The following is a 24,566-nucleotide window of genomic DNA, read 5'->3' as shown; positions in this document are numbered from 1 at the left end:
TCGGGCGCTCCGTCAACGAAGAAGCCAGAGGGAGGAGAGGAGGATCTGGACGCCGTGGAGGGCATAGGCCCGCACCTTCGCGGTGGCCGAGGGTCCCTGCTTCTCTCCGGTGTAGCGGGCGTTGTTCCACGGGTTCGCGTCGAGGACGATCCTCCGCTCCGGGTCGACCTCGGCCTTCGCGAGGCGGGAGCCGTAGGTCGTCCGGAGGCGGAGCCAGGGGGCCTTCCCATCCCACGTCGTGCGCCAGGTCGCCCCGTTCTCGAAAGAGAGCACGATCGTCACGGGGAGTGGAATCGTCCCGATGCGGCTGACGAGGGCGACCGACTCGTATCTTTTCGCCGCCTTTGCCTTCCCGCCCGTCGGGGGTTTCTTGCCGGACTCCTCCTTCGGCGGGCGGACGCGCTTCCCGGCGTCGTCGTACCCCTCGAACGGCCGGGCTTCGGTGCTCGAGACTCGGCTGACGGCGTAGTCGGTCGTCCCGTTTCCGTACCAGATCTCGCGGATGAGCGGTTCGAGGCTCGCGCCGCCCGCGGGCCGGAAGGCGTCGAGGAAGTCCTCGGAGGTGGGGTGGTCGAATCGCCAGCGTTCGGCCCAGGCCCGGAAGGCCCGCCAGAACGCTTCCTCGCCGAGGATCCGGCGGATCTGGTCGATGGACGTCGCAGCCCTGGCGTACGAGTTTCGGCCGTAGGCGCCCGGGGCGAACGACCAGGAGGGTGTGACGAGCCGGTCGACCTCGCGCGCCCGGATCGTCTGGATCCGGCCGAGGTCGAAGCTCCCGAGGCGGGCGCCGAGAGGGAGCCGGATCATGCCGCCGTAGCGGCGGTCCATCATCTCGTACTCCGTGAACGAGTTGATCCCCTCGTCCATCCAGCTTTCCTCGAACTCGTTCGAGGCGACGAGGCCGTACCACCAGCCGTGCCCGAACTCGTGGACGACGATCATCTCGGGTTCCCGGATGCCGTTCAGGGGCCAGTGCCCGAAGGCACGCATCGTCCCGCCCGTGAAGATCGTCTGGTACTCCATCCCCATCGCCCCGCTCCCGTCCTCGGGAGGGTCGACGCAGCTGGCCTGCGCGTAGGGGTAGGGGAAGGCGTAGAGCCCGAACCAGACGAGGGCCCACTTCTGGGCGTCGGCGTAACGCGTCCATTGCCCGACGTGGTCGGGCTGCATGTAGTAGCGGAGCTTCACGGGCCTGAACCCCGCCCGAAGGTCGGCTTCGGATCGTCCCAGGAGCTTCGCCGCCCGGGCCAGCTCGCCGGCCGGGAGGTCCCTGTGCGGGTCGAAGAAGTCCTCCTTCACGACGAAGCGCGGGTCGGCCGACCAGGCGAAGTCGTGCACCGACGCCTGCTCGAAGACGAGCGTCTTCCGGCCGCCCTCGCGGCTCTCCTTCACGAGCGCCCCCGCGGAGGCGACGACGTACCTTTCCGGGACGGTGAGGGCGACCCTGTAGTCGCCCCAGTCGGCGTAGAACTCTGAGTTCGCGTGGTACTGGTGGGCGTTCCAGGCCGGCTCGGCTCGGCGGCGCCGGCCCCGGGGCTCGAAGACGGCCACCTTCGGGTACCACTGGCCGATCATGTAGAAGTCGCGGACGTAGCCGGCGCGGGCGAAGACCTTCGGGATGCGGGAGGTCCAGGCGATCTCGAGCGCAACCGTCTCCCCGGGGGCGACGGGGGAGCCGAGAGGCACCGACAGGACGGTCCGGTCGTCGCGGTTGCCGTCGTCCGGGGACTCGAATCGGGCCGCCGGGAGGAGACTGACGCCGTCCCGGGTCATCGAGGTCAGGTCGATGGAACCAAAGCCCTCGGTCTCGTCGGCCTGATCCCTCCGGAGCCGCCCTCCGGACTCCCGGAAGAAGGTCGAGCGGTTGTTTCGGAATGCGTTCCAGTAGAGGTGGAGCTTCAGCTCCTGCACGGCAACGTCCGAGGGATTCGTCCAGCGGATCGTCTCGCGCCCTTTCAGCTCGCGACGTTCGTCGTCGAGCGTGACGCGGATGTCGTAATCGACGACCTTCCTGGGCTCCGGGAGGGCTCGGGCGGGGAGGACGGGCAGAAGAAGCCCGAGAGCCGCAGCGGCGGCGAGGATTCTCGAACTCATCGGAACTCCCTCCGAAAGAGGAGGATAAGGCCTGTCGGCCCGGAAGGAAGGAGACCCGGGGGACGGGTGGCCCCGAATCCGGACCGGGCCTGGGTCCGGTTCAGGAGGCGGAGCATCCCGGGTGGTAAGATGGACGATGTTTGCGAGTCGCCCCGGCCCCTCGGGCGGGCGGTGACGCTGGCGGAGGAGTATGAGGATTTCGGCGCTCAAGCCCTCGGTCGCGGCCCCAGCCAGGGCGCGGGTTTCGATCTTCGACAAGTGCCGGAAGTACACGGTCCCGGACGACATCAAGGCGGCCGGGGTCTGGAACTACTTCCGGATGCTCGAGTCGGGGCAGGATCCGATCGTGCACATCGGCGGGCGCGAGCTCGTCATGCTCGGCTCGAACAACTACCTCGGCCTGACGTCCCACCCCAAGGTCAAGGAACGGGCGATCGCCGCCGTGAAGAAGTACGGTGCCGGCTGTGCCGGAAGCCGGCTCCTCAACGGCACGCTGGACATCCACGTCGAGCTGGAGGAGCGGCTGGCCGCGTTCATGCGCAAGCCCGCCTGCATCACGTTTTCCACCGGATTTCTTTCGAACCTGGGCGTGCTCGGGACCCTTCCGACGAAAGGCGACGCGATCTACCTCGACCGGCAGGACCATGCCTGCATCTACGACGGCGCCAGGCTCGCCGTCGGAGCGGACGTCAGGAAGTTCAAGCACAACGATCCGGACGACCTCGTCCGGATGCTCAGCACCCACCAGGACAAGGCCGGGCGGATCCTGGCCGTAGACGGTGTCTTCTCGATGGAGGGGGACATCGCCCCGCTTCCCGCGTACGCCGACATCTGCGCCGAATGGGGCATGGCGCTCATGGTCGACGACGCCCACGGCATCGGTGTCCTCGGCAGGACGGGCCGGGGTACAGCCGAACACTTCGACCTCGAGGACCGGACCGACATCATCATGGGGACCTTCTCGAAGTCCCTCGCGGCCATCGGCGGCTTCATCGTGGCCGACACCGAGATCGTCAAGTACATCCAGCACAAGGCGAGGGCGCTGATCTTCACGGCGGCGCCCCCGCCGGCATCCATCGGAGCCGTCCTGGCCGCCCTCGACATCATCGAAGCGGAGCCCGAGCGCAGGCAGCATCTCTGGGACAACACCCGCTTCATGATGACGAGCCTGCGGGCCATCGGGTTCGACTGCGGCGAATCCGAGACGCCCGTCATCCCCGTCGTCGTCGGAGAGGACTACCTCGCCTTCAAGATGGCCAAGCGCCTCGACGAAGAGGGGGTCTTCGTGAACCCGGTCGTCAGCCCCGCCTGCGCACCGGGCCGGGCCCTGATCCGGACGTCCTACATGGCGACGCACCGCCGGGAGCACCTCACCCGTGCGCTCGAGGCGTTCCAGAAGGTCGGCCGCGAGCTGGGGCTCGTCAGCTAGCTGTCGGGGCGTCCGCCCGGAGGCGTTGTCCGTGCGCTCGGCGCACCACGAGCCGGGAAAGCCGCACGATGCGACTTTCCCCTGAGGAGGTCGAGGTCGATGCCCGAAGGGGTTTCCGTCTCCGAGGTGTCGTCCGCGAAGGATCTGAAGGGGTTCGTCGAGCTCCCGTACAGGCTGTACGCTGACGACGCCGACTTCGTCCCGCCGCTGCGGAGCGACGTCCGCTGGATGCTCGATCCGGGGAAGAACCCCTTCTGGAAGCACGCGCGCCGGACGCTCTTCCTCGCCCGCAGGGGCGGGCGCGTCGTCGGCCGCATCGCGGCGATCGCCGACGACGAGCACAACCGGGTCCACGCCGACCGGACTGCGTTCTTCGGCTTCTTCGAGTGCGAGAACGACCCGGAGGCTGCCCGAGCCCTTTTCGAGGCCGCGGAATCCGCCGCCTCGAAGCTCCTCCCGGGATGCGACCGGCTGCGGGGACCGGTCAACCCGTCGATGAACGACGAGGTCGGATTCCTCCACGCCGCCGAGAGCGAGCCGGGGCCGCCGGTCCTGATGATGACCTACAACCCGGCGTACTACCTCGACCTCGCGGCGGACGCGGGCTTCGCCAAGGAGAAGGACCTCGTCGCCCTCCTGGCGCCGGTCGACGACCGCTCGTTCGCGCGGCTCGGCCGGATCACGGATGCCGTCCGGCGCCGCAACCCCGAGCTGACCTTCCGGACGATCCGGATGGAGGACTTCCCGAACGAGCTCCAGAAGGTCAAGGTCGTCTACAACGGGGCCTGGGAGAACAACTGGGGCTTCGTTCCGATGACGTCGGAGGAGCTCGACGCGATGGCGAAGAAGCTGAAGGACCTGATCTATCCGCCGATCGTCTGGTTCGTCGAGGCGGGGGAGAAGCCGGTCGCGTTCATGCTCGGGATGCCCGACTTCAACCAGGTCCTGATCCGGATGGGAGGACGCCTCCTCCCGTTCGGCTGGCTGAAGTTCCTCCTCGGGAGGAAGAAGGTGGACCGCATCCGGCTCCTCGCCTTCGGGGTCCTGCCGGAATACCGCCGGAAGGGACTCGACGCGGTCTGCTACTTCGAGGGGTACAAGCGGGCCATCGCCGGAGGCTTCAAGACCGTCGAGTTCTCCTGGATCCTCGAGGACAACCTCGACCTCCTGAAGCCGATCGAGGTCTTCGAAGGGCGGCTCTACCGCCGGTATCGCCTCGTTTCCAGGACGGTGCCGTCGGGCTCCTGAGGGACCCTTCCCGCCAGCGCTCTCGCCGCTCCGACGACGAAAACGACGAGAACGATCCCCGCGAGGACGTCGACCACGTAGTGGTAGCGCCCGGCCACGGTGGCCAGGACGAGGCCGAGCGCGAACGGAAGGAAGCCGAGAAACGTCTTCTTCGACCGACGCGCCGCCTCGACGAGAACGGCGATCGTCACCATGGTGTGCCCCGAAGGGAAGCAGTTCCGGCGGTTCGTCTCGAGCCGGTCGAGGGTCGAGTCGATCGCCTGCGCCACCGGTCCCCGAGGGAGCGGGCCGTCGTGCGGGACGGTGAATCGTGGCCCGATCGCCGGAACGAAGAAGTAGCCGGCGTAGCTGACGTAGAAGACGAGGAGCATCCCGAAGACGTACGCCGGGAATCGCGCTCCCGGCGTCTTCTCGCGCAGGTCGTCCCGCCAGAGGAGCGCGCCGAGGATGATGGGGTGGAAGTAGTAGAGGGCGTAGCAGACGGTCAGGACCTCGAGGGGAAGGGGACCCATGAGGGGCTCGAGGAGTCGCGTCGGGTCGGAGCCGAGGAAGAGAAACCGGTCGGCGGAGACGAGGAACGGGTCGAGATCGACGCGGCTCGCGCCGAGAATGAAGGGGCCCAGGTTGTCGAAGACGAGAAGGACCGGGAGGATCGGGCCGAACTCCGCGACGCTCGCCAGGACCGATCCGGGCCGAGGGCGGCGGGCGCGAATCGCCGCGAACGCGAACGGGAGGAGGAACGCTGAGGCCACCAGCGCCGTCTCCGCGGGCGCGCGCCGGGGAACGCCCGTGACGACGCCCGTGACGAGGAGCAATCCCGTGGCCCCGCACGTCAGGAGGTCGGCGAGGGCGAAGCGCACGCCGCGTTGTAGCACGCGGAACCTATAATGAAAGGATGCACGCGATCGCGATGGCGAGCCTTCTCCTCCTGCTCGCCCCGGCCGCCCTGGGGGCCGGGACGGAGGCCGTCGTCGTCGACCTCGACACCGACATCAATCCCGTCACCGCCGAGTTCGTCAAGAGGGTCGTCGAGGAGGCCGTGGCCGGAGGGGCGCCCGCAGTCGTCCTCAGGATCAACACCCCCGGGGGCCGGCTCGATTCGACCCGTGAGATCACGAAGACGATTCTCGCCTCGGAGGTCCCGGTCATCGGCTTCGTTCACCCGCCCGGCTCCCAGGCGGCGTCCGCCGGCTTCATCATCCTGATGGCCTGCGACGTCGCGGCGATGGCCCCGGGGACGAACACCGGAGCGGCCTCTCCCGTCGGGAGCGGGGGAGAGGAGCTGCCGAAGACGATCGGCAAGAAGGTGAGCGAGGACGCCGCGGCCCTCGTCCGGTCGCTCGCCGTCCCGCGCGGCCGTCCGGTCGAAGACGCGGTCAAGACGATCAGCGAGGCCCTCTCCTATTCCGAGAGCGAGGCGAAGGAGAAGAAGCTCGTCGAGATCGTGGCCCGGGACATTCCCGACCTCTTCGCGCAGCTCGACGGGCGCCCGGTCAAGCGGGTCGGAAAACCCGACGTCGCTCTGAAGAGCGCCGCGTTCACGTTCCGCACGGAGAGAAAGACCGGCCTCGAGAAGGCCCTCGGGGTCATCGCGAGCCCGATGGTGGCGGGCCTCCTCTTCCTGATCGGCGTCGTCGGCCTCTACTCCGAGTTCCAGAGCCCTGGTGCGATCCTTCCGGGTGTCCTCGGGAGCATCTGCCTCCTCCTGGCCTTCTTCGCGATGTCGGTCCTCCCGACGAACTGGGTGGGCATCGGCCTCATCCTCCTCGGGGTCCTCTTCTTCTTCCTCGAGGTGAAGTTCACGATGCACGGCATCCTCGCGATCTCGGGCGGCGTCTCGATCATTCTCGGGGCCGTCCTCCTCTTCCACCGCGACGAGTTCGCTCCCCGCGCCGAGCTCTGGTTCATCGTCGGCGGGGCGGCCGTGACGACCGTCATCCTCGCGGGCCTCTCCCTCATGGCCCTCTCCGTCCAGCGCCTCCCCGGCAGGACCGGCGTCGCGGTCCTCGTCGGTCAGGTCGTGCCGGCTCGCGTCGGCGCCACGGGCGCCCTGAAGGTCTTCGCCGACGGGGCGCTCTGGGAAGCCCGGAGCGCCGCACCCCTCAACGACGGACAGCTGGTCGAGATCACGGGCGTCGACGGGCTGGCCGTCCTCGTCAAGCCCTCCGTACGGAGCGAAAAGGCATGAACATGCTTCCGAACCCGATCTTCATCGCGGGCATCTTCGTCGTCATCTTCTTCCTCTCGAAGTGGGTGAACATCCTCAACGAGTACGAGCGGGCGGTCACGTTCTGGCTCGGCCGCCTCGGGCCCGCCCCGAAAGGGCCGGGGCTGACGTTCATCTTCTGGCCCTTCGAGACGATGGTCCGCGTCGACCTGCGGACGATCACCCTCGACGTCCCGCCGCAGGACGTCATCACCCGGGACAACGTCTCGGTCAAGGTCAACGCGGTCATCTACTTCAACGTCATGGACCCGGCCCGGGCGATCGTGAAGGTGGCGAACTTCATGTACGCCACGTCGCAGCTGGCGCAGACGACCCTGCGGTCGGTCCTCGGTCAGGCCGCCCTCGACGAGCTCCTCTCCGAGCGCGAGAAGCTGAACGAGAGCCTCCAAGAGATCCTCGACAAGCACACCGACCCGTGGGGGATCAAGATCACGATGGTCGAGGTGAAGGCCGTCGACCTGCCGATCGAGATGCAGCGGGCGATGGCCAAGCAGGCCGAGGCCGAACGCGAGAAGCGCGCCAAGATCATCCACGCCTCCGGCGAGTTCGAGGCGTCCAAGCAGCTTGCCGAAGCCGCTCACATCATCGCCACGGAGCCCGCCTCCATGCAGCTGCGCTACCTGCAGACCCTGACCGAGATCGCCGCCGAGAAGAACTCGACGATCCTCTTCCCGGTCCCCATCGAGATGATGGCCCTCCTCGGCCAGAAGATGGCGAAGGACGTGAAGTGACCGAGGAGAAGGACGGGCCGGTTCACTACCAGGTCTCGGTCACGGGCCGCCAGGCCGCGGCGTTCTTTCTGGGCCTCCTGGCCGCGCTGGGGCTCTCGTTCTTCTTCGGCATGAAGACGGGAGCCGCGGCGAAGAAGGGCCCGGACTCCGTCACGGCCCTCGCGGCCCAGTCGGACATCCCCGTCCCGGCGCCCGAGGCGGACCGCGAGAGAGGCGACAGGCCGGCACCGGTGCCGACGGAGGCGCCGATCGGTTTCGACGCCGCGCCCCCCGAGGCCTCGCGGCAGCCCGCTCCGAGAGCGGAGCCGTCCGCGAAGGAGGCGCCGAAGGCGGCCTCCCGCCAGGAGCGGCCTGTCCCGGCCCAGGAGCCGAAGATCGTGGAGCTCGGGCCGACGCCCGTCGCGACACGGGCGGAGAAGGCCGCCCCCGCTCCGGTTCCGATGAAGGCGACCGATCCCGCGAAGGAAGCCGACGGGCCCTTCTGGGTGCAGATCGTGGTCACGTCCAACGCCGAGAAGGCGGACGACCTCGCAAAGAAGCTCAAGGCCGACGGGTTCAAGCCGGTCGTCTCGCCCGTGACCGGGAAGAAGGGCCTGACCTTCAGGGTTCGCATCGGCCCCTATCCGGACCGCGCGAAGGCCGAGTCTGCCGCGACGAAGGTGCAGAAAGCGGAGAAGCTCGACACGAAGCCGATCGTCGTTCCCGGGACATGAGCCGGTCCCTCCCGGTGCGGGGCGAGCCCGCGCTCCCTCCGTGGATCCGCGAGCGGAAGGTGAGGCTCTCGGGCCTCCACGAGCTGAAGACGCTCATGCGCACGCGCGGCCTCCACACGGTCTGCGAGGAGGCCCGCTGCCCGAACCGGAGCGAGTGCTTCGAGAAGAAGACCGCGACGTTTCTCGTCTGCGGCGACGTCTGCACGCGCGCCTGCGGCTTCTGCAACGTGAAGTCCGGGCGCCCTGGCGCGCTCGACCCGGAGGAGCCCGGGAACGTCGCGCGCGCCGTCCTCGAGATGGGGCTCGAGCACGTCGTCCTCACGTCCGTCGACCGCGACGACCTCCCGGACGGCGGCGCGGCCCACTGGGTCCGCGTCGTCGAGGCGTTGAGGGCCCTCGCCCCGCGCCGGACCGTCGAGGTTCTCACCCCCGACTTCCAGGGCGACGCGGCCGCGATCGACCTCGTGGCCGACGCGCGCCCCGACGTCTTCAACCACAACGTCGAGACGGTCCCCCGTCTCTACCCGACGGTCCGGCCGAAGGCGGTCTTCGACCGCTCGGTCGCCCTCCTGGCCCGCGTGAAGAAGCGCCATCCGGTGACGGTGACGAAGTCCGGGCTGATGCTCGGTCTCGGCGAGGATGACTCCGAGGTCCTCGACGTCTTCCGCGCCCTGCGCACGGCGGGCGTCGACGTCCTGACGCTGGGGCAGTACCTGCGGCCCGCGGCCTGGAACCTCCCGGTCGTCTCGTACGCGACGCCCGAGAGGTTCGAGTCGCTCCGCGCGGCCGGCGAGGAGCTCGGCTTCTCCTACGTCTTCGCGGGGCCGTTCGTGAGGTCGAGCTACCGGGCGGAGGAAGCTCTCGCCGCATCGGCCCGGCGCCGGGCCTGAACGCGATGGGCGTCGTCCCCGCGTCCGCGGGCGCCCGGGCGGTCTCGGCGCTCCTGTCGGGCGTCCTCCTCGGTCTCTGCTTTCCGAACGCGTCTCTCGTCTTCTTCCTGCCGGTTGCGCTCGTGCCTCTCCTGCTCGCTCTCGACGGGGTCCGGCCCGCGCGGGCCGCTCTCCTCGGCGGCCTCTTCGGCGTCGCGTTCTGGCTGACGACGTTTCCCTGGATCTACCACGTCGTCCACCGCTTCGGCGGGCTTCCCGCGCCGCTCGCAGGTGTCGCGCTCGTCCTGGCCGCGCTCATCCCGACCGTGCCGATGGCCGCGATGGCGGCCCTCGCCGCCGTCGCGGCCCCGCGCTCGACGGGAGCGCGGCTCCTCGTCTTCCCGGCCGCCTGGGTCGTGCAGGAGCTCGTGAGGACGTACGCGTTCTCGGGTTTCCCCTGGGCGCTCGTCTCCTATCCCCTCGCCCCGTGGCCCCTCCTGACGCAGACGGCGGCCTTCGGAGGGGCCGCGCTGACGTCGTTCCTCGTCGTCATGGTGAACGCGGGGCTGGCCGAAGCCGTTCGCGGAACGGGCCGGGCGCGGGCGACCGGAGTCGCCGTGGCGGCCGGGGTCGTCGCGGTCTCGCTCGCCGTCGGTGCGGCGAGGCTCTCCTCCCCGGAAGCATTCGCCCCGGGCGAAGGTTTGCGCGTCCTGATCGTCCAGCCGAACGTCGAGCAGGACGTGCGGACCGCGCCGGGGACGGCCGAACGGATCCACTTCGACGTCACGGGGCTGACGCGCGCTCTCCTGAGGGAGTCGCCGTCGGACCTCGTCCTCTGGCCCGAGAGCGCGACGCTCCTGGCGTGGCCGTGGTCGGAGGGGTTCCGGCAGGAGATCACGCGCCTCTGCCGCGAGGAGAAGACCGCCCTCCTCTTCAACACGGTCTGGTCCGACCGCCCGGAGGACGACGACGCGGCCTACTTCAACTCGGCGCTCCTCGTCGACGGGAACGGTGTCGTCGGCGAGCCGTACCACAAGCTCCGGCTCGTCCCGTTCGGGGAGTACATCCCCCTTCGGGCCCTGTTTCGCTGGGTGCCGCAGGTGAGCCAGGCCGTCCCCGGCTCCTTCACGCCAGGGGAGAGGGCGATCCCGCTCGAGCTCCGGGGCGTTCGGCTGGGCGGGGCGATCTGCTACGAGGTCGTCTATCCCTGGATCGTGCGGGCACAGGTGGCGGCGGGCGCGGACGCCCTCTACACGCTCACGAACGACGCCTGGTACGGCAGCGGAGGGGCCCAGGAGCAGCACTGGCAGGCGGCCGTCTTCAGGGCCGTCGAGACGGGGCGCCCGATGCTGCGCGCCGCGGTCACCGGCATCAGTGGCTGGGTGGACGGGAGGGGCCGGACGCTGGCGCGCCTCGGGCCCGGAGCGCGGGCCGGCATTGCCGGGCGGCTGCGAGTCCCGCCGCGCGGCCACCGCACGCTCGCGGGGCGGCTGGGCGATGCCGTACCGTTCGTTTGCGTGGCGGCGCTCCTCGTGGCTATCCTCCGCGCCCGGGCGTCGGCTCGCCGAGCGCGCCCCGACGTCTGACCAGAAGGGACCCTTTTCATGAACGAGGAACGGATCGAGAAGCTGATGGCGCTGGCCACCCAGGTCGAGGCGCTACGGGGGTACCTTTGACGTCCGCCGCGCGGAGAAGGAGAAGGCCGAGCTCGAGGCCCGCGCCGGCGCGCCCGATTTCTGGAACGACGCGGCGGCGGCCCAGGAGACGCTGAAGAAGCTGAAGAGGGCCGACGTCGTCCTGAGCGACGACAAGGCGTTCCGGCAGAAGCGCGAGGAGCTCGAGGTCTTCGCGGAGTTTCTCCGGGAGGGGGAAGCGGTCGAGAGGGACGCCGACGCGGCGATGGCGTCGATCTCGAGGTGGTCGCGGGGGCGGGAGCTGCGCTTCAAGCTGACGGAGCCCGAGGACGAGCTTCCGGCCCTCCTGGAGATCAATGCCGGCACCGGAGGCACCGAGGCCCAGGACTGGGCCGAGATGCTGATGCGGATGTACGTGCGCTACGGCGAGCTGAAGGGGTGGAAGACCGAGGTCCTCGAGGTCTCCTACGCCGACGACGCCGGGATCAAGAGCGCGACCCTGCGCTTCGAGGGCGAGTACGCCTACGGCCACATGAAGGCCGAGCACGGCGTCCACCGGCTCGTCAGGATCTCGCCGTTCGACGCGGCCGCGCGGCGGCACACCTCCTTCGCGTCGGTCTACATCACCCCGGAGGTCGACGACACGATCGTGATCGAGATCGCCGACAAGGACCTGCGCATCGACACGTTCCGGGCGGGTGGCAAGGGTGGCCAGCACGTCAACAAGACCGACTCCGCGGTCCGGCTGACGCACCTCCCGACCGGCCTCGTCGTCTCCTGCCAGAACGAGCGGTCGCAGGGCAAGAACCGCGACTCGGCGATGAAGGTCCTCCGGTCGCGCCTCTACAAGCGGGCGGTCGAGGAGCGCCAGGCCATAGAGGACAAGCGGGCCGGCGTGAAGATGGAGATCGGCTTCGGCTCGCAGATTCGCTCGTACGTCCTGGCGCCCTACCGGATGGCCAAGGACCACCGGACCGGCTTCGAGGTCGGCGACGTCGATCGCGTCCTCGACGGGGACCTCGACGGATTCGTCGAGGCCTGGCTCCAGATGGCGGTGAAGAAGGGCGAGAAGCACGCCCGCGAGAGGAAGAGCTCCGACTCGCTGGCGCTCGAGGACGAGGTGTGACGGTCGCCCCGCCCTGGATCCTCGAGATCCGCAGGCGCCTCGAGCGGGAGTGGGTCGTTCCGGACGTCGTGAGGGAGATCGCCGAGGCCACGCCCGACGCGCGCCCGGCGGCCGTCCTCGTCCCGCTCTACGTGCGGGACCGCGAGCTCTGGACGCTCTTCACGAAGCGGAGCGAGGCGGTGGAGAACCACAAGGGGCAGATCTCCTTCCCCGGCGGGATGGAGGCCCTCGACGACGCCTCGCCCTGGGACACGGCCATCCGCGAGACCGAGGAGGAGATCGGCGTCCCGCAGAAGGCGATCCTGAAGCTCGGTGAGCTACCCGAGGTGGTGACCTTCACCGGGTTCCGGATCCGTCCGTTCGTCGGGGCGATACCGTACCCGTTCGAGATCCGGAAGAACCCGGGTGAGGTGGACTCGGTGATCGAGATGCCGATCCGGGTCCTCATGGGGCCGACGCTCGTCGAGGAACGGGGCGTTTCGTGGAAGGGGAGGTCGATTCCGACCCCCGTCTACCACGTGAAGGGCCACGTCATCTGGGGGGCGACCGCGTTCCTGCTGGCGAGCCTGCTGGAGGCGCTCGCCGACGAGGGCCGGCCGCCGGCCTGACGGGGGAGCCGTCCGGCGCGGCGGGATGCGTCAGCGTTTCGGAGGGATCACCAGGGGGGCAGGCGCTTCGGCCAGCTGCGCGACGAGCCCCGCGGCGGCCAACGCGACATCGCGGTTCGCGGCGGCCCCAGGAAGGGCCGGATCGGCCGCGAGGGCCTTCCCGAAGAGGGCTGCGGCGTCGGCCCATGCGCCCCGGGCGTAGGCGACGGCACCCGCTTCGTTCAGGATCGCGGCGTCGCCTCCGGCGACGGAGGTCGCGAGCGAAGCGGCCGCGCCTTCGACGTCGCCCGAGAGGCGCTGCGCCCGTGCGAGCCCGACGAGGGACTCGACGTCCGACGGCCTCGCCCCCAGGGCCGTCCGGAACGGCTCGACGGCGTCGGCGGGTCGGCCCGTCGCCAGGAGGAGCGCGCCGAGTCCTTTCAGGGCCGGGGTCCACGAGGGGTCTGCCCGCAGCGCCTCCCGGTACTCTCTCTCCGCCTCCTTCGTCGAGCCCTTCTTCCGGAGGGCTGCGGCGAGGCTCGCCCGGACCGGGGCACGATCGGGCGCCTCGGCGGCCGCCCTCATGAGCGGATCGAGGGCGGCGTCGACGTCGCCCGACTGGAAGAGAACGGCCCCGTACTCCGCGAGGACGGCGACGTCCTTCGGAAGCGCCTCGGCGGCCACGGCGAAGACCTGGCGTCCCGTCTTGAGGTCGCCCTCGGCCCGCGCCTTTCGGCCCAGGGTCGTCAGGCGGTCGGCATTGCGGGGATTCACCTCGACGGCCCTCTTCAGAAAGCCGAGCGCCTCGTCGAACTCCCTGGCGCCGAGGGAGAGGTCGGCCAGGGAGAGGAGCGTCCCCTCGTTCTGCTCGTTCAGCCTGAGCGACTGGCGCCACATCGCGTCGGCCAGCGCCTTCTCGCCGCGGGCCGCGTACGAGTCTCCGAGGAGCCGGTACCCCTCGCTCGAGGTCGGTTCGACCTCGACGACGCGATTCGCGGCGGCCTGCGCCGTGAGCGCGTCCCCGCGGTTGAGCGCCTCCCTGCCGAAGGCAAGGAGGTCGGTCGGCGTGGCGCCCGCGCCGGGCAGGCCCGCCGCGGCTGGGGCGGGGGCCGGGACGGGCAGGACCGGGACCGTCTCACCGAGGGCGCGCCGCCGCGCGAGGGCGGCCTGGTCGGCCCGCCCGGCCTTCTCGTAGGCCTGGGCCAGCAGCGCCCAGGCGTCGCGGTCGAGCTTGTCCTGCGGGTAGTTCCCGAGGTCGTAGACGACCTCGGCGAACCGGCCGTCCTTGAGCTTCTCCTCGGAGGCCCGTTTCAGCTCGGCCAGGTCGGGAAGCGCCGGCGGGACGGCCTTCGCCACGTCGGCCTTCACGTCATTCCAGAGCTTCCGGAACTCGGGCGTATAGAGCTGCTCGACGATCTCGAGCGCGGGGTCGTCGGCGAACGCGACCTCGAGGGTCTCGCGCGCCTCTTTCGCGTTCCCGCCGTTCAGGGTGGCGTAGGCCGCCTGCATCCGGAGCCTGCCCCGGCGGCGGGCGTCGGACGCGGCCGTGGCCGCCTGCTCGAACTTCACCGAGGCCTCGCGGAACTTCCCGGACCTCGACGCGGCCCGGGCTTCTCTCTCGAGGGACTCGGACGCCGGCTGCGCCTGCAACACCGGGCAGAGGAGGAACGCGAGGGCGACGGGGAGAAGACGGGAGCGGATCACCCGTTGATTCTACGGCGAGGAGCTACTTCCTCCGGAGCGTGAGAAGGACGTCGGCCTTGTCCTGCTCGTAGACCTCGACCGACTGCTCTTCCGTCTCGAACCCCTGGAGCCGCGCCTGGACGCGACGGTTTCCCGCGGCGACCGTCTTCTTCAGCGGGGCGTTCCCCGCGCGACCGACGACGACGCCGTCCACGAGGATCTCCGCCCCGACGGCGTCGGGGTTGACGGAGACCCAGAGCTGTCCGAGCGGGGGGAAGTCCGCGCGCACGGGGACGGTCTCTCCCGCCTTCACCTCGAACGTCTCCTTGAGCGGACCGAAGCCGCCGCTTTCGAACGAGGCGACGTGCCGGCCAGGCGGAAGCGTGAAGCTCCTGGGCTTGAACACTCCGCCACGCGGAGTGCCGTCGATGGAGACCTGGGCGTAGGCGTTCGACGAGACGACGGCCGTCCCGGAGGCGACGACCTTCGCGGCGGTCGTCGGAACAGGCGTCGGGACGGGCGTCGGAGGGAGCGGGGTCGGCTCGGCGGCCGCCCCCGGAACTGGTGTCGGCGCCGCAGCGACCGTGGCTGCGGGATCCGGGGTGCCGCCCGGGAGGGTCGTCTTCTTCGCCCCGGGGCCGAGCAGAAGCCAGCCCAGGCCCCCTCCGACGACGACGAGGATCGCGAGGGCTCCGAGGAAGACCTTGAGCGCGCCGCCGGTCTCTTCGGGTGCGGGAGCGAGCGGGGCGGGGGTGGCGGACGACGGCGGGTCCGGCCGGAGGGGAAGCTCCGCGGCCATGGACGGCCCGCCCGGGGCGACGAGGGCCCTTTCGTCGAGGCGGGCGCTCCCGAAGGTTCGTGGGCCTGACGGAAGAGGCTCTTCCCCCGGGACCGTGCGCGGAGGGGCCCCGACCGGCCCGGAGAGCACTTCGAGAACCGCCAGCAGGTGTTCCTTCATCTCGGCGCACGAGGCGAAGCGGTTCGTACGGTCTTTCTCGAGGGACCTCTCGATGACCCGGACGATCTCCGGGGGCAGTCCCGGGTCGACCTCGGAGGGCGACGGCGGGCGCTCGTTCATGATCTTGTACAGAACGGTCGAGATGTGGTCGCCCGTGAACGGGCGCGCGTAGGTGAACAGCTCGTACGCGAGGACGCCGAGCGAGAAGATGTCGGTACGCGCGTCGACCGGCTCTCCCCGGATCTGCTCCGGCGCGAGATACGACGCCGTGCCGAGCGTGATCCCCGTCTGCGTGAGGGTCGACTCGGTGACCATGGACTTGGCGATGCCGAAGTCCATGATCTTGACCGTGCCGTCCTCGAGGATCCGGATGTTCGACGGCTTGACGTCGCGGTGGACGATTCCGGCCGTGTGGGCGTAGTGGAGGCCGTCGCAGATGTCGGCGAGGACCCGGACGCGCCAGGCGAGCGGCAGGTCGTCTTTCCGCTTGATCTTCCGGTCCAGGTCCTCTCCCGTGAGGAACTCCTGGACGATGTAAGGGAGTCCCTCGTCCGTCAGGCCGAAGTCGTAGATCGTCGTGACGTTGCGGTGGTGAAGGTTGCCGGCGAATTCGGCCTCGCGAAAGAACCGCTTCCGCAGCTCGTCCTCGTCGCTCTGGCACGTCTTGATCGCGACGGTGCGCTTGATGTACGGGTCACGTCCCCTGTAGACCGTCCCGAAGCCACCGACGCCGATCTTTTCGATGATTTCGTACTTGCCGACCTTCGTGAGCATGCCCGTCCGGCGAGCCTACCACGCGGTCGCGTATATTCCTGCCCCGTGAGGTCTTCGTTCCTCGCCTTTACCCTCGTCGCGGCCCTCGCACTCGGGGCTGGCGCCTGCCGCGACGGTGCCTCAGGGGAGAGCCGGCCGGGGGAGACCAGGCGTCCGGCCCTTTCGGAGAGAGAGGGCTACCGGCCCCCTGACGACGCCATCCTGACCGCCGCCCAGGTCGAGGACTTTCTGAAGGTGCGGGAGGCGACCGTCCGTACCTTCTCCTCTCCCGGAGAACCGGTGCCGCTGGAGGGGGAGGAAGGGATCTCCCGCGCGACCCTGGCTCGGGCCGCCGAAATGCGCGCGGCCCGCCAGCTCGCCGTGCCGCCCGAGGAATACCTCTGGGTGAGGGAGCGGATTCTCGAGGCGGAGGCAGCGGCGTCGACGGCGAAGCTGAACACGGACGTCCTCGCCCTCCTCGAGAAGACCCTCGCCTCCCTTCGGGAAAGGCGACCGTCCGCGCCGGACGAGGCCTCGGTGCGGCTTCTCGACGAGCAGATCGCCAGCTTCGAGGCCGAGGCCGTTCGTGTCCGCCGCGAGGCGGGGGAGAAGGAGCCCGAGGCGATCAGGGCCAACCAGAGGATCCTGGCGCCCTATCGTCAGAAGATCTCGGCGATGGACGACGAGCTGGCCGCGCTCCGGGCCGCGGCCCCGGCGCCCGCTCCGCCGCAGAAATAGGCGAGCGCGGCCGCTGTTCGCGGGAGAGGACTCTCTCCGGTCCGTTCGCGGCCTCGCCGCGCTCCGAGCCGCTGCTAGACTCGCCGCCTCCCCCGGAAGGCCGACGGTTTCAGGAGACGGACCATGAGAATGATCGACCCGCTGCTTCTCGAGTTCGACCGCGAGTGCTCCGGCACGAGGAAGTGCCTCGAGCGCCTTCCGGCCGACAAGCTGACGTGGAAGCCCCACGAGAAATCGATGTCGCTCGGACAGCTCGCGGGACACGTCGCGACGATTCCGGCCTGGATCGGCGGGACGCTCCTGCTCGACGGGTTCGACCTGGCGGCCGGCATGGACAGGCCGCCTCTCGACACCCCGGAAAGCATCCTCGCCGCGTTCGACGCGGCCGTGAAGACCGCGAAGGGTGCGATGGCGCAGCTCGACGACGCGAAGGCGATGGGCGAGTGGGCCCTCTCGAACAAAGGGCAGGCCGTCTTCTCGATGCCGAGGATCGCTCTCGTCAGGTCGGTTCTCCTGAACCACTCGTACCACCACCGCGGCCAGCTCACGGTCTACCTCCGCCTCCTGGACGTTCCCGTGCCGGGCCTCTACGGTCCGAGCGCCGACGACAACCCGTTCAACAGGTAGGGAGGCTCGCGTGTCCGTCGTCCTCACCGAGCTCTCCGACCGGATCCTGACGGTCACGCTGAACCGCCCCGAGAAGCTCAACGCCCTGAACACGGAGGTCGTCGAGGAGCTTCGCCGCGTCTTCCACGAGGCGAAGGCGAATCCGGAGGTGGGGGCCCTGATCCTCACCGGCGCCGGGGAGAAGGCTTTCGTCGCGGGCGCTGACATTTCCGGCTTCCCGTCGCTCACCCCGGTCGCCGCCCGCGACTTCGCTCGGAAGGGGCAGGCGGTCTTCGACCTCCTCGAGACGATGGGCAAGCCCTCCATCGCCGCCGTGAACGGCTTCGCCCTCGGCGGCGGCTGCGAGCTGGCGATGGCCTGCTCCATGCGTGTCGCCTCGAAGAACGCGCGGTTCGGCCAGCCCGAGGTCGCTCTCGGCCTCATCCCCGGGTACGGGGGGACCCAGCGTCTGCCGCGCCTCGTCGGCAAGGGGCGTGCGCTCGAGCTGATCCTGACGGGAGACCCGATCCCGGCCGACGAGGCCCTCCGGATCGGCCTCGTCAACAGGGTCGTCGAGCCGGCCGAGCTCCTGCCGGCGTGCCGCGCCCTCGCGGCGAAGATCCTCGCCAAGGCGCCCCTCGCCGTCCGCTACGCCCTCGAGGCGGTGAACCACGGCCTCGAGCTGCCGTTCGACGAGGCCGAGCTGCACGAAGCGGCCCTCTTCGGTCTCTGCGTCGCGACGGACGACATGAAGGAAGGGGTCGCCGCCTTCCTCGAGAAGCGCGCCGCGAAGTTCACGGGCCGCTGAAGCCGTGGGCGAAACGCTCGGCCTCCGTCCCTTCGGGGCGACGGGCCTGCGGGTCCCGCCCCTCGGCTTCGGCGCCGGGACCGTCGGCGACGGAGCGCTCTCCGAGGCGGACTCCGACCGTCTCCTGAACGGCGCGCTCGACCTCGGCCTGACGTTCGTCGACACGGCCCCCGGCTACGGCCTCTCCGAGGAGAGAATCGGGCGGCACCTCGCGCAACGCCGCTCCGAGTTCGCTCTCTCGACGAAGCTGGGCTACGCGGTTCCCGGCGTGCCCGACTGGACGGGGGAGTGCATCACCCGAGGCGTCGACCTCGCCCTTTCCCGCCTTCAGGCCGACGTCCTCGACGTCGCCCACCTCCATTCCTGCCCGCTCGAGACGCTCCTCCGAGGTGACGTGGTCGAGGCGCTTCGGCGCGCCGTCACCGCCGGCAAGGTCCGGGTTGCCGCCTACTCGGGCGAGAACGAGGCGCTCGCGTGGGCGGTCTCGTCCGGGGCCTTCGGATCAGTGCAGGCCTCGGTGAGCGTCTGCGACCAGCGAAGCCTTTCTCGCGAAGTCGCCCTCGCGGCCTCCAACGGCCTTGGCGTCGTCGCCAAGCGCCCGCTCGCGAACACTCCCTGGAACCCCCGGGCCGCTCACCCGGACGACGCCGCGGCGGCCGCCTACCGGGATCGCTGGCTCGCCCTCCACCTCGAAGACCTCGGCCTCGACCCCGCGGAACTCGCGATCCGCTTCGCCGCCTTCGCCCCCGGGGTCTCCACGGCCATCGTCGGCAGCCGGCGCCTCGAGCACCTCTCGCAGATCCAGGGCTTCGCCGCGCAGGGACCACTTCCGGCGGAGGTTGTCGCCGAGATCAACTCCCGCTTCGCCGCCTTTGGCCGGGACTGGCCGGGGATGATCTGACCTCCGAGAGACCGAGAGACCGAGAGACCGGCCAAACACTTCGCCGTGCCTAGCAATTCGCGGCCGTTCGGGGCATCCCACGGCGAGCCCTGCGCGCGCGCGACCCGCATCGTCCCCGCTGCGCGGGCCGCCGGGGCGCTCGCGAACTCCTCCCTTCGGTCGTCAAACAGCGCGAGCGCCTGGTCCGGCGACCTGCTCGCGGAGCCGTGCGGGGCCCCGCGCGTGCTCGGACGCTCGCTCGCGGGATGCCCCTCCCGTTCGCTCGACATCCCGGAGCACATTTCAGGCCACCGAGAACCCGGAGAGGGGGGCCGAGAGTGGGGTCAGGTCTTGATTCTCTATTATAGCTTTGGAGTGGATTGCTGCTTGAACGGGGCGAAACCTGCGTAGAGTGTAGAGCGTAGACCAGACCCCATCGTGTGGGCTCTCCGCTCCGGGCGGCCGAGCCGAGGGGGTGGGTCCCGCGAGCCGCCCCCGAGCACGGCCGGGGACCCGCTCGCGCCTGCGAGGACCGGGCGGGGATGAAGCCCGCGCGCTGTTTGACGAGCGAAGCGAGGAGTTCGCGCGGGCGCCTCGCACGGCCGCAGTCGGCGCGGAAGCGGGTCGGCCGCGCGCAGAAGGCGGCGGCGGGACACGCCCCGGAGGCGAGGCTCCCCTCTTGGGCGCCTTCGTGCCTTCGTGCCTTCGTGCCTTCGTGCCTTCGTCCTTTGGTCCGTGGTTCCTCAGCCCGTTCGCATGCTCCCGGTGCGCAGGAGCCTCGAATGCCAGGCGAAGGCCTCGTCGAGGAGGTGTGGGGTGTGCTTTCCCGGGGAGGAGGCGCCGGCCCTCCTCGCGTAGTCGCGCAGCGCGGGGCGGAAGTCGGGGTGGGCGCACTTCTCGATGACGCGCTCGGCGCGCTGCTTCGGCGAGAGGCCGCGCAGGTCGGCGAGGCCCTGCTCGGTCACGAGGACGTGGACGTCGTGCTCGGTGTGGTCGACGTGCGTGACCATCGGGACGATGCACGAGACCGCGCCCTTCTTCGCCGTCGAGGGGGTCATGAAGAAGGAGATGTAGGCGTTCCGCGCGAAGTCGCCCGAGCCGCCGATGCCGTTCATGATCGCGGTGCCGTTCACGTGGGTCGAGTTGACGTTCCCGTAGATGTCCGCCTCGATCATCCCGTTCATCGCGAGGCAGCCGAGGCGGCGGATCAGCTCGGGGTGGTTCGAGATCTCCTGCGGGCGCAGGATGAGGCTGTCACGGTAACGGTCCATCTGCGCGTTCAGCTCGTCGACCTTGTTCGGGCTGAGCGAGAACGCCGTGGCCGAAGCGAAGCGGAGCTTGCCCGAGCTGATGAGCTCGAGCATGCCGTCCTGCAGGACCTCGGTGTAGGCCGTGAGGTTCTCGAACGGCCCGTCCTGGAGGCCGAAGAGGACCGCGTTCGCGATATTCCCGACGCCCGACTGGAGGGGAAGGAGGTCCTTCGGCAGGCGCCCCTTCTTCACCTCGTCCCCGAGGAACTCGAGGATGTGGCCGGCGATCCGCTTCGACGCCTCGTCCGGCGCGGAGAACGGTGCGTTCCGGTCCGGGGAGTTCGTCTCGACGACGGCGATGATCTTCTCGAGGGGACAGTCGAGGTAGGGAGTCCCGATCCGGTCCGAGGCGGAGAGGAGCGGGATCGGCTTGCGGTTGGGGGGAAGGGCGAAGCCCTGGTAGACGTCGTGGACGCCTTCGAGCTTCTCCGACTGCCAGGAGTTGACCTCGAGAATCACCCTGTCGGCGGTGTCGAGCCAGACTTTGTTGTTGCCGATCGACGAGGCAGGAATGAGCGCCCCGTCCTCCCGGATGCCGGTCACCTCGATGAGCGCGACGTCGAGCTTCCCGAGGAAGCCCGACCGGACGAACGCGCCGACGTGAGAGAGGTGGATGTCGAGGTACTCCATGTCGCCGGCGTTGATCTTCTTCCGGCAGATGGGGTCCGACTGGTAGGGAAGCCGTAGCTCCACGCCGTCGACCATCGCGAGGGCGCCGTCCAGCTCGGGAGCGGTCGAGGCTCCGGTCCAGACGCTGACCCGGAACTTCTCGCCCCGGAGGTTGGCGTCCATGATCCGTTTCGCGAGGGCGACCGGGACCGCCTTGGGATAGCCGGCTCCGGTGAACCCGCTCATCCCCACCGTGTCTCCGGCGCGGATCATCGAGGCGGCCTCTTCCGCGGTGACGACCTTGTCGAGGAGCGACCTGTTCAGGACTCGTGAGGCCATGTCTCCGATACTCCTTTCGCCGGGGCGCGTCCGTCAGAGCGGGCGGGAGAGCGTGAACGCGCCGCGGAGCTGGCCCGTCGTGAAGCCGACGGCCTGGTCCTCGGGGTAGAGCTGCTTCACCTTCTCGGCGATCTCGGGCTTGAGAGAGGCGCCGTGGCAGTTGAGGCAGGGGGAGGACGTGCCGATCGCCTTCATGTAGCGGAAGGTCGGGTGACCGTCCTTCTCGACGACCTCGTATGTCTCGAGGGCCGCCATCTCCTCGCCCGCGGCGAGTCGCTTGCCGAACTCCGCGAGCTTCGCCGTCTCCCAGGCGTCGGGCGCGTTGCTCGCGTTACGCACTTTCACGGCCGTCCTCGCGACCTTCCAGGGCGTCCCGGTGGCGGTCGCGACCGCGATCTCGGGCGCCCTCACGCGGCAGACGTCGAGGGCCTTCGCCGGGCCGCCCTCCTTCATCGCGGCGAAGAGCTCTCCCTGCAGCGAGAGCATCAGGTTGCCGGCGAGGCCGCGCGCCTGCGAGGCGAGCGCCTCGGGAGGTGGGGGCTCCGTGGCGGCGAGGGGGAGGGCGAGGAGGGCGGCGAGGGCGAGTCGCAGGGTCTTCATCACTTCCTCCGTGCCTGGGGAGGTTAGCGCGTCAACGTCCGGATCGGGTCGTCCCGCGCCGCGGGGGAGCGCTCCACGGATCTTCCGGCCAGGGGTGCTTCGGGTAGCGCCCGCGCAGCTCCCGTCTCACGGCGGGATACGTCGTGGACCAGAAGCTCGAAAGGTCGGAGGTGACCTGGACGGGGCGGCCGGCAGGGGAGAGAAGGTGCAGAAGGACGCAAACGCGCCCGCCGGCGACCCGGGGCGTCGCGGCGAGGCCGAAGAGCTCCTGGAGCTTGACCGCGAGGACCGGCGGCCCGTCATCGTCGTACCGGAGCGGGGCGTCCCGCCCGCTGGGGACCGCGAGGACGTCGGGCGCGTGCTCGTCGAGCTGGCGGAGCGCGCGTGCGCCGAGGCGGGAGCGAAGGAGCGGCTCGAGGGGCGTCTCGCGCAGCTGGGCCAGGCGTCGGCGCCCGGCGGCGAGCGCCGGGAGGAGGTCGAGGAGCGCCTCGTCGTCGAGGGGCGGAATGCCGAGCTCGGGCATCGCCCGACGGAGGAAGGAGACGCGCGCGCGCAGCCGGCCGACGCCGGGCCCCGGGTCGAGCGCGCGCTGGAGGTCCACCCGGGCAGCTTCGATCAGCAGGTGCGCCGTCCCCTCGTCGAGGGGAGCGGGAATCTCGCTCTCCGAAAGGACGAGGCCGTCGTAGACGACCCGCTGCAGGGCGAGCACCCGACCGGCGACGGCGTCCCACGACCGTTCGGTCTCCGTTCGGACGCGCTCGCCCGGGAGCGCGTCGAGCCACTCGCGCTCCACGGCGCTGGCGAGGCGAATCCGGTCGGGGCCCGAGGTTGAGGCCGAGGTCTCGATGACGGCGACGAGCCCTGCCGAGCGCACCGGGCACCGAGGGTCGAAGACGAGAGGCGTTCCTCCGGCGAGGATCGCCTCCGCCCCGGCGGGTCGCCGCCGCCGGGCGATCCGGTCGGGGTAGGCGGCGAGGACGAGGCGGAGCAGGTCGGCCTCAGGAGGCCGGGACGCGTGCGATTCCGGAGGGAACCGCCGCAGAAGCAGGTCGCGGAGCCTCAGGACCGCGAGGGCGGCCCCGGGGTCGAGGCCGAGGGACGAGAGGCGCGAGCGGGAGAGCCCTGACCGTTCAGCCTCGTCGAGGAGGTCGAGACGCAGAAGGAGGTCGGAGGCGTGATCGACATCCGGGGTTCCGCTGCCGAACACGCGACTCGCGGAGAGGACGTCGCGTTCCTCGACGAGCGCCGCGAGGGTTGCCGCCTCACGCAGGTGCCCCCGCTCGGCTCCCGCGAGGACGAGGGCCGCCAGGCGCGGGTGCACGGGCAGCGCCGCCATCCTCGCCCCGAGAGGCGTGGGGCGGAAGGAGCCCTCTTCGACCGCGCCTAGGCGCCTGAGCAGCTGCAGCGCGAGCGAGACCGAGGCTGCGGGCGGCCGTTCGAACCAGGCGAAGAGGGCCGGGTCGCGAGCGGTCCAGAGGAGGACGTCGAGCAGGGGCGAGGCGAGGTCGGTCCGGAGGAGCTCGGGCTCCTCGTAGGGGCGCAGGCCGCGCTCCTCGTGCCGGGAGTAGAGGCGGAGCGCCAGGCCCGGTCCCAGCCGGCCCGCTCTGCCGGCTCGCTGGTCGGCGCTCGCGCGCGGGATGCGGCCGAGGACGAGACGGTCGAGGCCCGAGCGCGGGTCGAAGCGGAGGGTGCGCGCCAGGCCCGAATCGACGACCGTGGAGACGCCCTCGATCGTGAGCGACGTCTCGGCGACGTTCGTTGCGAGGATGACGCGGAGGCGGCCGGCCGTCGCGGGCGCGAGTGCGGCGTCCTGCGCGGCGCCGGGAAGGTCGCCGTGAAGAACGCGGACGTCGAGGGCCTCGCCCATCGACTCCACGGCCTCCCGCGCCCGGCGGATCTCGAAGGCACCGGGGAGGAAGACGAGGACGTCTCCTCGCGGGCCCTCCGACAGGGCCGTCCTCACGGCCGCCGCGACGCGGGCCTCGAGGGGCCTGGGGTCGGCGTCGTCCGCATGCCGAACCTCGACGGGAAAGGGGCGACCGGGGACGTGCACGACGGGCGCCGGACCGCGCGCGTCCGAGAGGAACGCGGCGACGGGATCCGGATCGAGCGTGGCGGAAGCGACCAGCAGCAGGAGGTCCGGGCGGAGCGTCGCGCGGACCTCGCGGAGCATCGCGAGGGCGAGGTCCGCGTGGCGGCTCCGCTCGTGGAACTCGTCGAGCATCACGCCCGCAATGCCGGGGAGCGAGGGGTCTTCCAGGAGACGGCGGGTCAGGATGCCCTCGGTCACGACGAGGACGCGCGTCCGTGCCGACCGCGCTCCGTCATCGCGGACCTGGTAGCCGGCGCGCTCTCCTACCGGTTCCCCGAGCTCCGAGGCCATCCGCCGCGCCGCGGCGCGCGCGGCGACCCTTCTCGGCTGCAGGACCCAGAAGGTGCCGGAGGCCAGGATTCCCGCCGCGAGAAGCGCCGGAGGGACTCTCGTCGTCTTGCCCGCGCCAGGGGGTGCGACGAGGACGAGCATCCGGCGATCCCGCAGGGTGCGGGCGATTCCGGCGAGAAAAGGGTCTATCGGGAGCGTCGTGACCACGCGGGCGACGAGGATACGGGGTAGCAGCCCGCGC

The 24,566-nt window shown here is 70.4% G+C and carries 19 protein-coding genes and 1 pseudogene; 13 read left to right on the top strand and 7 right to left on the bottom strand.

Annotated features, from left to right (window positions below):
* Positions 1 to 12: 12 nt before the first annotated feature.
* A complete protein-coding gene (locus IPN03_04080) occupies positions 13 to 2,094 on the bottom strand; it encodes a M1 family metallopeptidase (protein ID MBK9372909.1) in 2,082 nt (693 codons plus the stop codon).
* Positions 2,095 to 2,284: 190 nt separating this feature from the next.
* On the opposite strand from IPN03_04080, the gene IPN03_04075 reads away from it, so the two are divergent.
* Positions 2,285 to 3,523: a pyridoxal phosphate-dependent aminotransferase family protein gene (locus IPN03_04075; GenBank protein MBK9372908.1), complete on the top strand. Its 1,239-nt coding sequence runs from the start codon at positions 2,285 to 2,287 to the stop codon at positions 3,521 to 3,523.
* Between the two features lie 99 nt (positions 3,524 to 3,622).
* Complete coding sequence (locus IPN03_04070) at positions 3,623 to 4,771, top strand: hypothetical protein (GenBank protein MBK9372907.1); 1,149 nt, start codon at positions 3,623 to 3,625, stop codon at positions 4,769 to 4,771.
* Here the strand turns inward: IPN03_04070 and IPN03_04065 are convergent.
* The gene (locus IPN03_04065) at positions 4,723 to 5,631 is read right to left on the bottom strand and encodes a phosphatase PAP2 family protein (GenBank protein MBK9372906.1); all 909 of its coding nucleotides are present in this window, start codon (positions 5,629 to 5,631) and stop codon (positions 4,723 to 4,725) included. The two genes, IPN03_04070 and IPN03_04065, sit on opposite strands and share 49 nt — an antisense overlap.
* Before the next feature lie 35 nt (positions 5,632 to 5,666).
* Between IPN03_04065 and IPN03_04060 the strand changes: the two genes are divergently transcribed.
* The 7 genes and pseudogenes from IPN03_04060 (at position 5,667) to IPN03_04030 (ending at position 12,679) form a co-directional block, all read left to right on the top strand.
* Complete coding sequence (locus IPN03_04060) at positions 5,667 to 6,959, top strand: nodulation protein NfeD (GenBank protein ID MBK9372905.1); 1,293 nt, start codon at positions 5,667 to 5,669, stop codon at positions 6,957 to 6,959.
* Complete coding sequence (locus IPN03_04055; protein MBK9372904.1) at positions 6,956 to 7,729, top strand: slipin family protein; 774 nt, start codon at positions 6,956 to 6,958, stop codon at positions 7,727 to 7,729. The genes IPN03_04060 and IPN03_04055 overlap by 4 nt, the downstream gene beginning before the upstream one ends.
* Entirely contained in the window at positions 7,726 to 8,442 is a 717-nt protein-coding gene (locus tag IPN03_04050) for an SPOR domain-containing protein (GenBank protein ID MBK9372903.1), read from the top strand. The genes IPN03_04055 and IPN03_04050 overlap by 4 nt, the downstream gene beginning before the upstream one ends.
* Positions 8,439 to 9,332 (top strand): lipoyl synthase, encoded by an 894-nt coding sequence (lipA, locus tag IPN03_04045; protein MBK9372902.1) that lies wholly within the window; start codon positions 8,439 to 8,441, stop codon positions 9,330 to 9,332. The genes IPN03_04050 and lipA overlap by 4 nt, the downstream gene beginning before the upstream one ends.
* Positions 9,333 to 9,337: 5 nt before the next feature.
* The gene (gene lnt / locus IPN03_04040) at positions 9,338 to 10,897 is read left to right on the top strand and encodes an apolipoprotein N-acyltransferase (GenBank protein ID MBK9372901.1); all 1,560 of its coding nucleotides are present in this window, start codon (positions 9,338 to 9,340) and stop codon (positions 10,895 to 10,897) included.
* A gap of 73 nt (positions 10,898 to 10,970) precedes the next feature.
* Positions 10,971 to 12,071 (top strand): annotated as a pseudogene (gene prfB, locus IPN03_04035) (peptide chain release factor 2).
* Complete coding sequence (locus IPN03_04030; protein MBK9372900.1) at positions 12,068 to 12,679, top strand: CoA pyrophosphatase; 612 nt, start codon at positions 12,068 to 12,070, stop codon at positions 12,677 to 12,679. The pseudogene prfB and the gene IPN03_04030 overlap by 4 nt, the downstream one beginning before the upstream one ends.
* Positions 12,680 to 12,709: 30 nt before the next feature.
* Here the strand turns inward: IPN03_04030 and IPN03_04025 are convergent, their stop codons facing one another.
* Positions 12,710 to 14,362, bottom strand: a complete 1,653-nt coding sequence (locus IPN03_04025; protein MBK9372899.1) for a tetratricopeptide repeat protein — start codon at positions 14,360 to 14,362, stop codon at positions 12,710 to 12,712.
* A gap of 22 nt (positions 14,363 to 14,384) precedes the next feature.
* A complete protein-coding gene (locus tag IPN03_04020; protein MBK9372898.1) occupies positions 14,385 to 16,073 on the bottom strand; it encodes a serine/threonine protein kinase in 1,689 nt (562 codons plus the stop codon).
* Between the two features lie 45 nt (positions 16,074 to 16,118).
* Here IPN03_04020 and IPN03_04015 point away from each other — a divergent pair, with 45 nt between their 5' ends.
* From IPN03_04015 to IPN03_04000, 4 genes are all read left to right on the top strand, one after another.
* Positions 16,119 to 16,790 (top strand): hypothetical protein, encoded by a 672-nt coding sequence (locus IPN03_04015; GenBank protein ID MBK9372897.1) that lies wholly within the window; start codon positions 16,119 to 16,121, stop codon positions 16,788 to 16,790.
* Positions 16,791 to 16,913: 123 nt separating this feature from the next.
* Positions 16,914 to 17,417 (top strand): DinB family protein, encoded by a 504-nt coding sequence (locus tag IPN03_04010; protein ID MBK9372896.1) that lies wholly within the window; start codon positions 16,914 to 16,916, stop codon positions 17,415 to 17,417.
* A 10-nt stretch (positions 17,418 to 17,427) separates the two neighbouring features.
* A complete protein-coding gene (locus tag IPN03_04005) occupies positions 17,428 to 18,204 on the top strand; it encodes an enoyl-CoA hydratase/isomerase family protein (GenBank protein ID MBK9372895.1) in 777 nt (258 codons plus the stop codon).
* A gap of 4 nt (positions 18,205 to 18,208) precedes the next feature.
* Positions 18,209 to 19,105 carry an aldo/keto reductase gene (locus tag IPN03_04000; GenBank protein ID MBK9372894.1) on the top strand — a complete coding sequence of 299 codons (897 nt, stop codon included), beginning with the start codon at positions 18,209 to 18,211 and terminating at the stop codon, positions 19,103 to 19,105.
* A gap of 722 nt (positions 19,106 to 19,827) precedes the next feature.
* On the opposite strand, the gene IPN03_03995 is transcribed toward IPN03_04000, so the two are convergent.
* The 3 genes from IPN03_03995 to hrpB are packed head-to-tail and all read right to left on the bottom strand — an operon-like array spanning position 19,828 to position 24,532.
* Complete coding sequence (locus IPN03_03995; protein MBK9372893.1) at positions 19,828 to 21,342, bottom strand: acetyl-CoA hydrolase/transferase family protein; 1,515 nt, start codon at positions 21,340 to 21,342, stop codon at positions 19,828 to 19,830.
* 33 nt (positions 21,343 to 21,375) lie between these two features.
* Positions 21,376 to 21,942 (bottom strand): DUF3365 domain-containing protein, encoded by a 567-nt coding sequence (locus IPN03_03990; GenBank protein MBK9372892.1) that lies wholly within the window; start codon positions 21,940 to 21,942, stop codon positions 21,376 to 21,378.
* A 31-nt stretch (positions 21,943 to 21,973) separates the two neighbouring features.
* A complete protein-coding gene (gene hrpB / locus IPN03_03985; GenBank protein ID MBK9372891.1) occupies positions 21,974 to 24,532 on the bottom strand; it encodes an ATP-dependent helicase HrpB in 2,559 nt (852 codons plus the stop codon).
* Positions 24,533 to 24,566: the final 34 nt, after the last annotated feature.

This window comes from Holophagales bacterium (assembly GCA_016719485.1).
Taxonomy (GTDB): domain Bacteria; phylum Acidobacteriota; class Thermoanaerobaculia; order UBA5066; family UBA5066; genus UBA5066.
The sequence above is the reverse complement of the archived record's forward strand: the minus strand, read 5'-3'. Positions and strand labels throughout refer to the sequence as shown.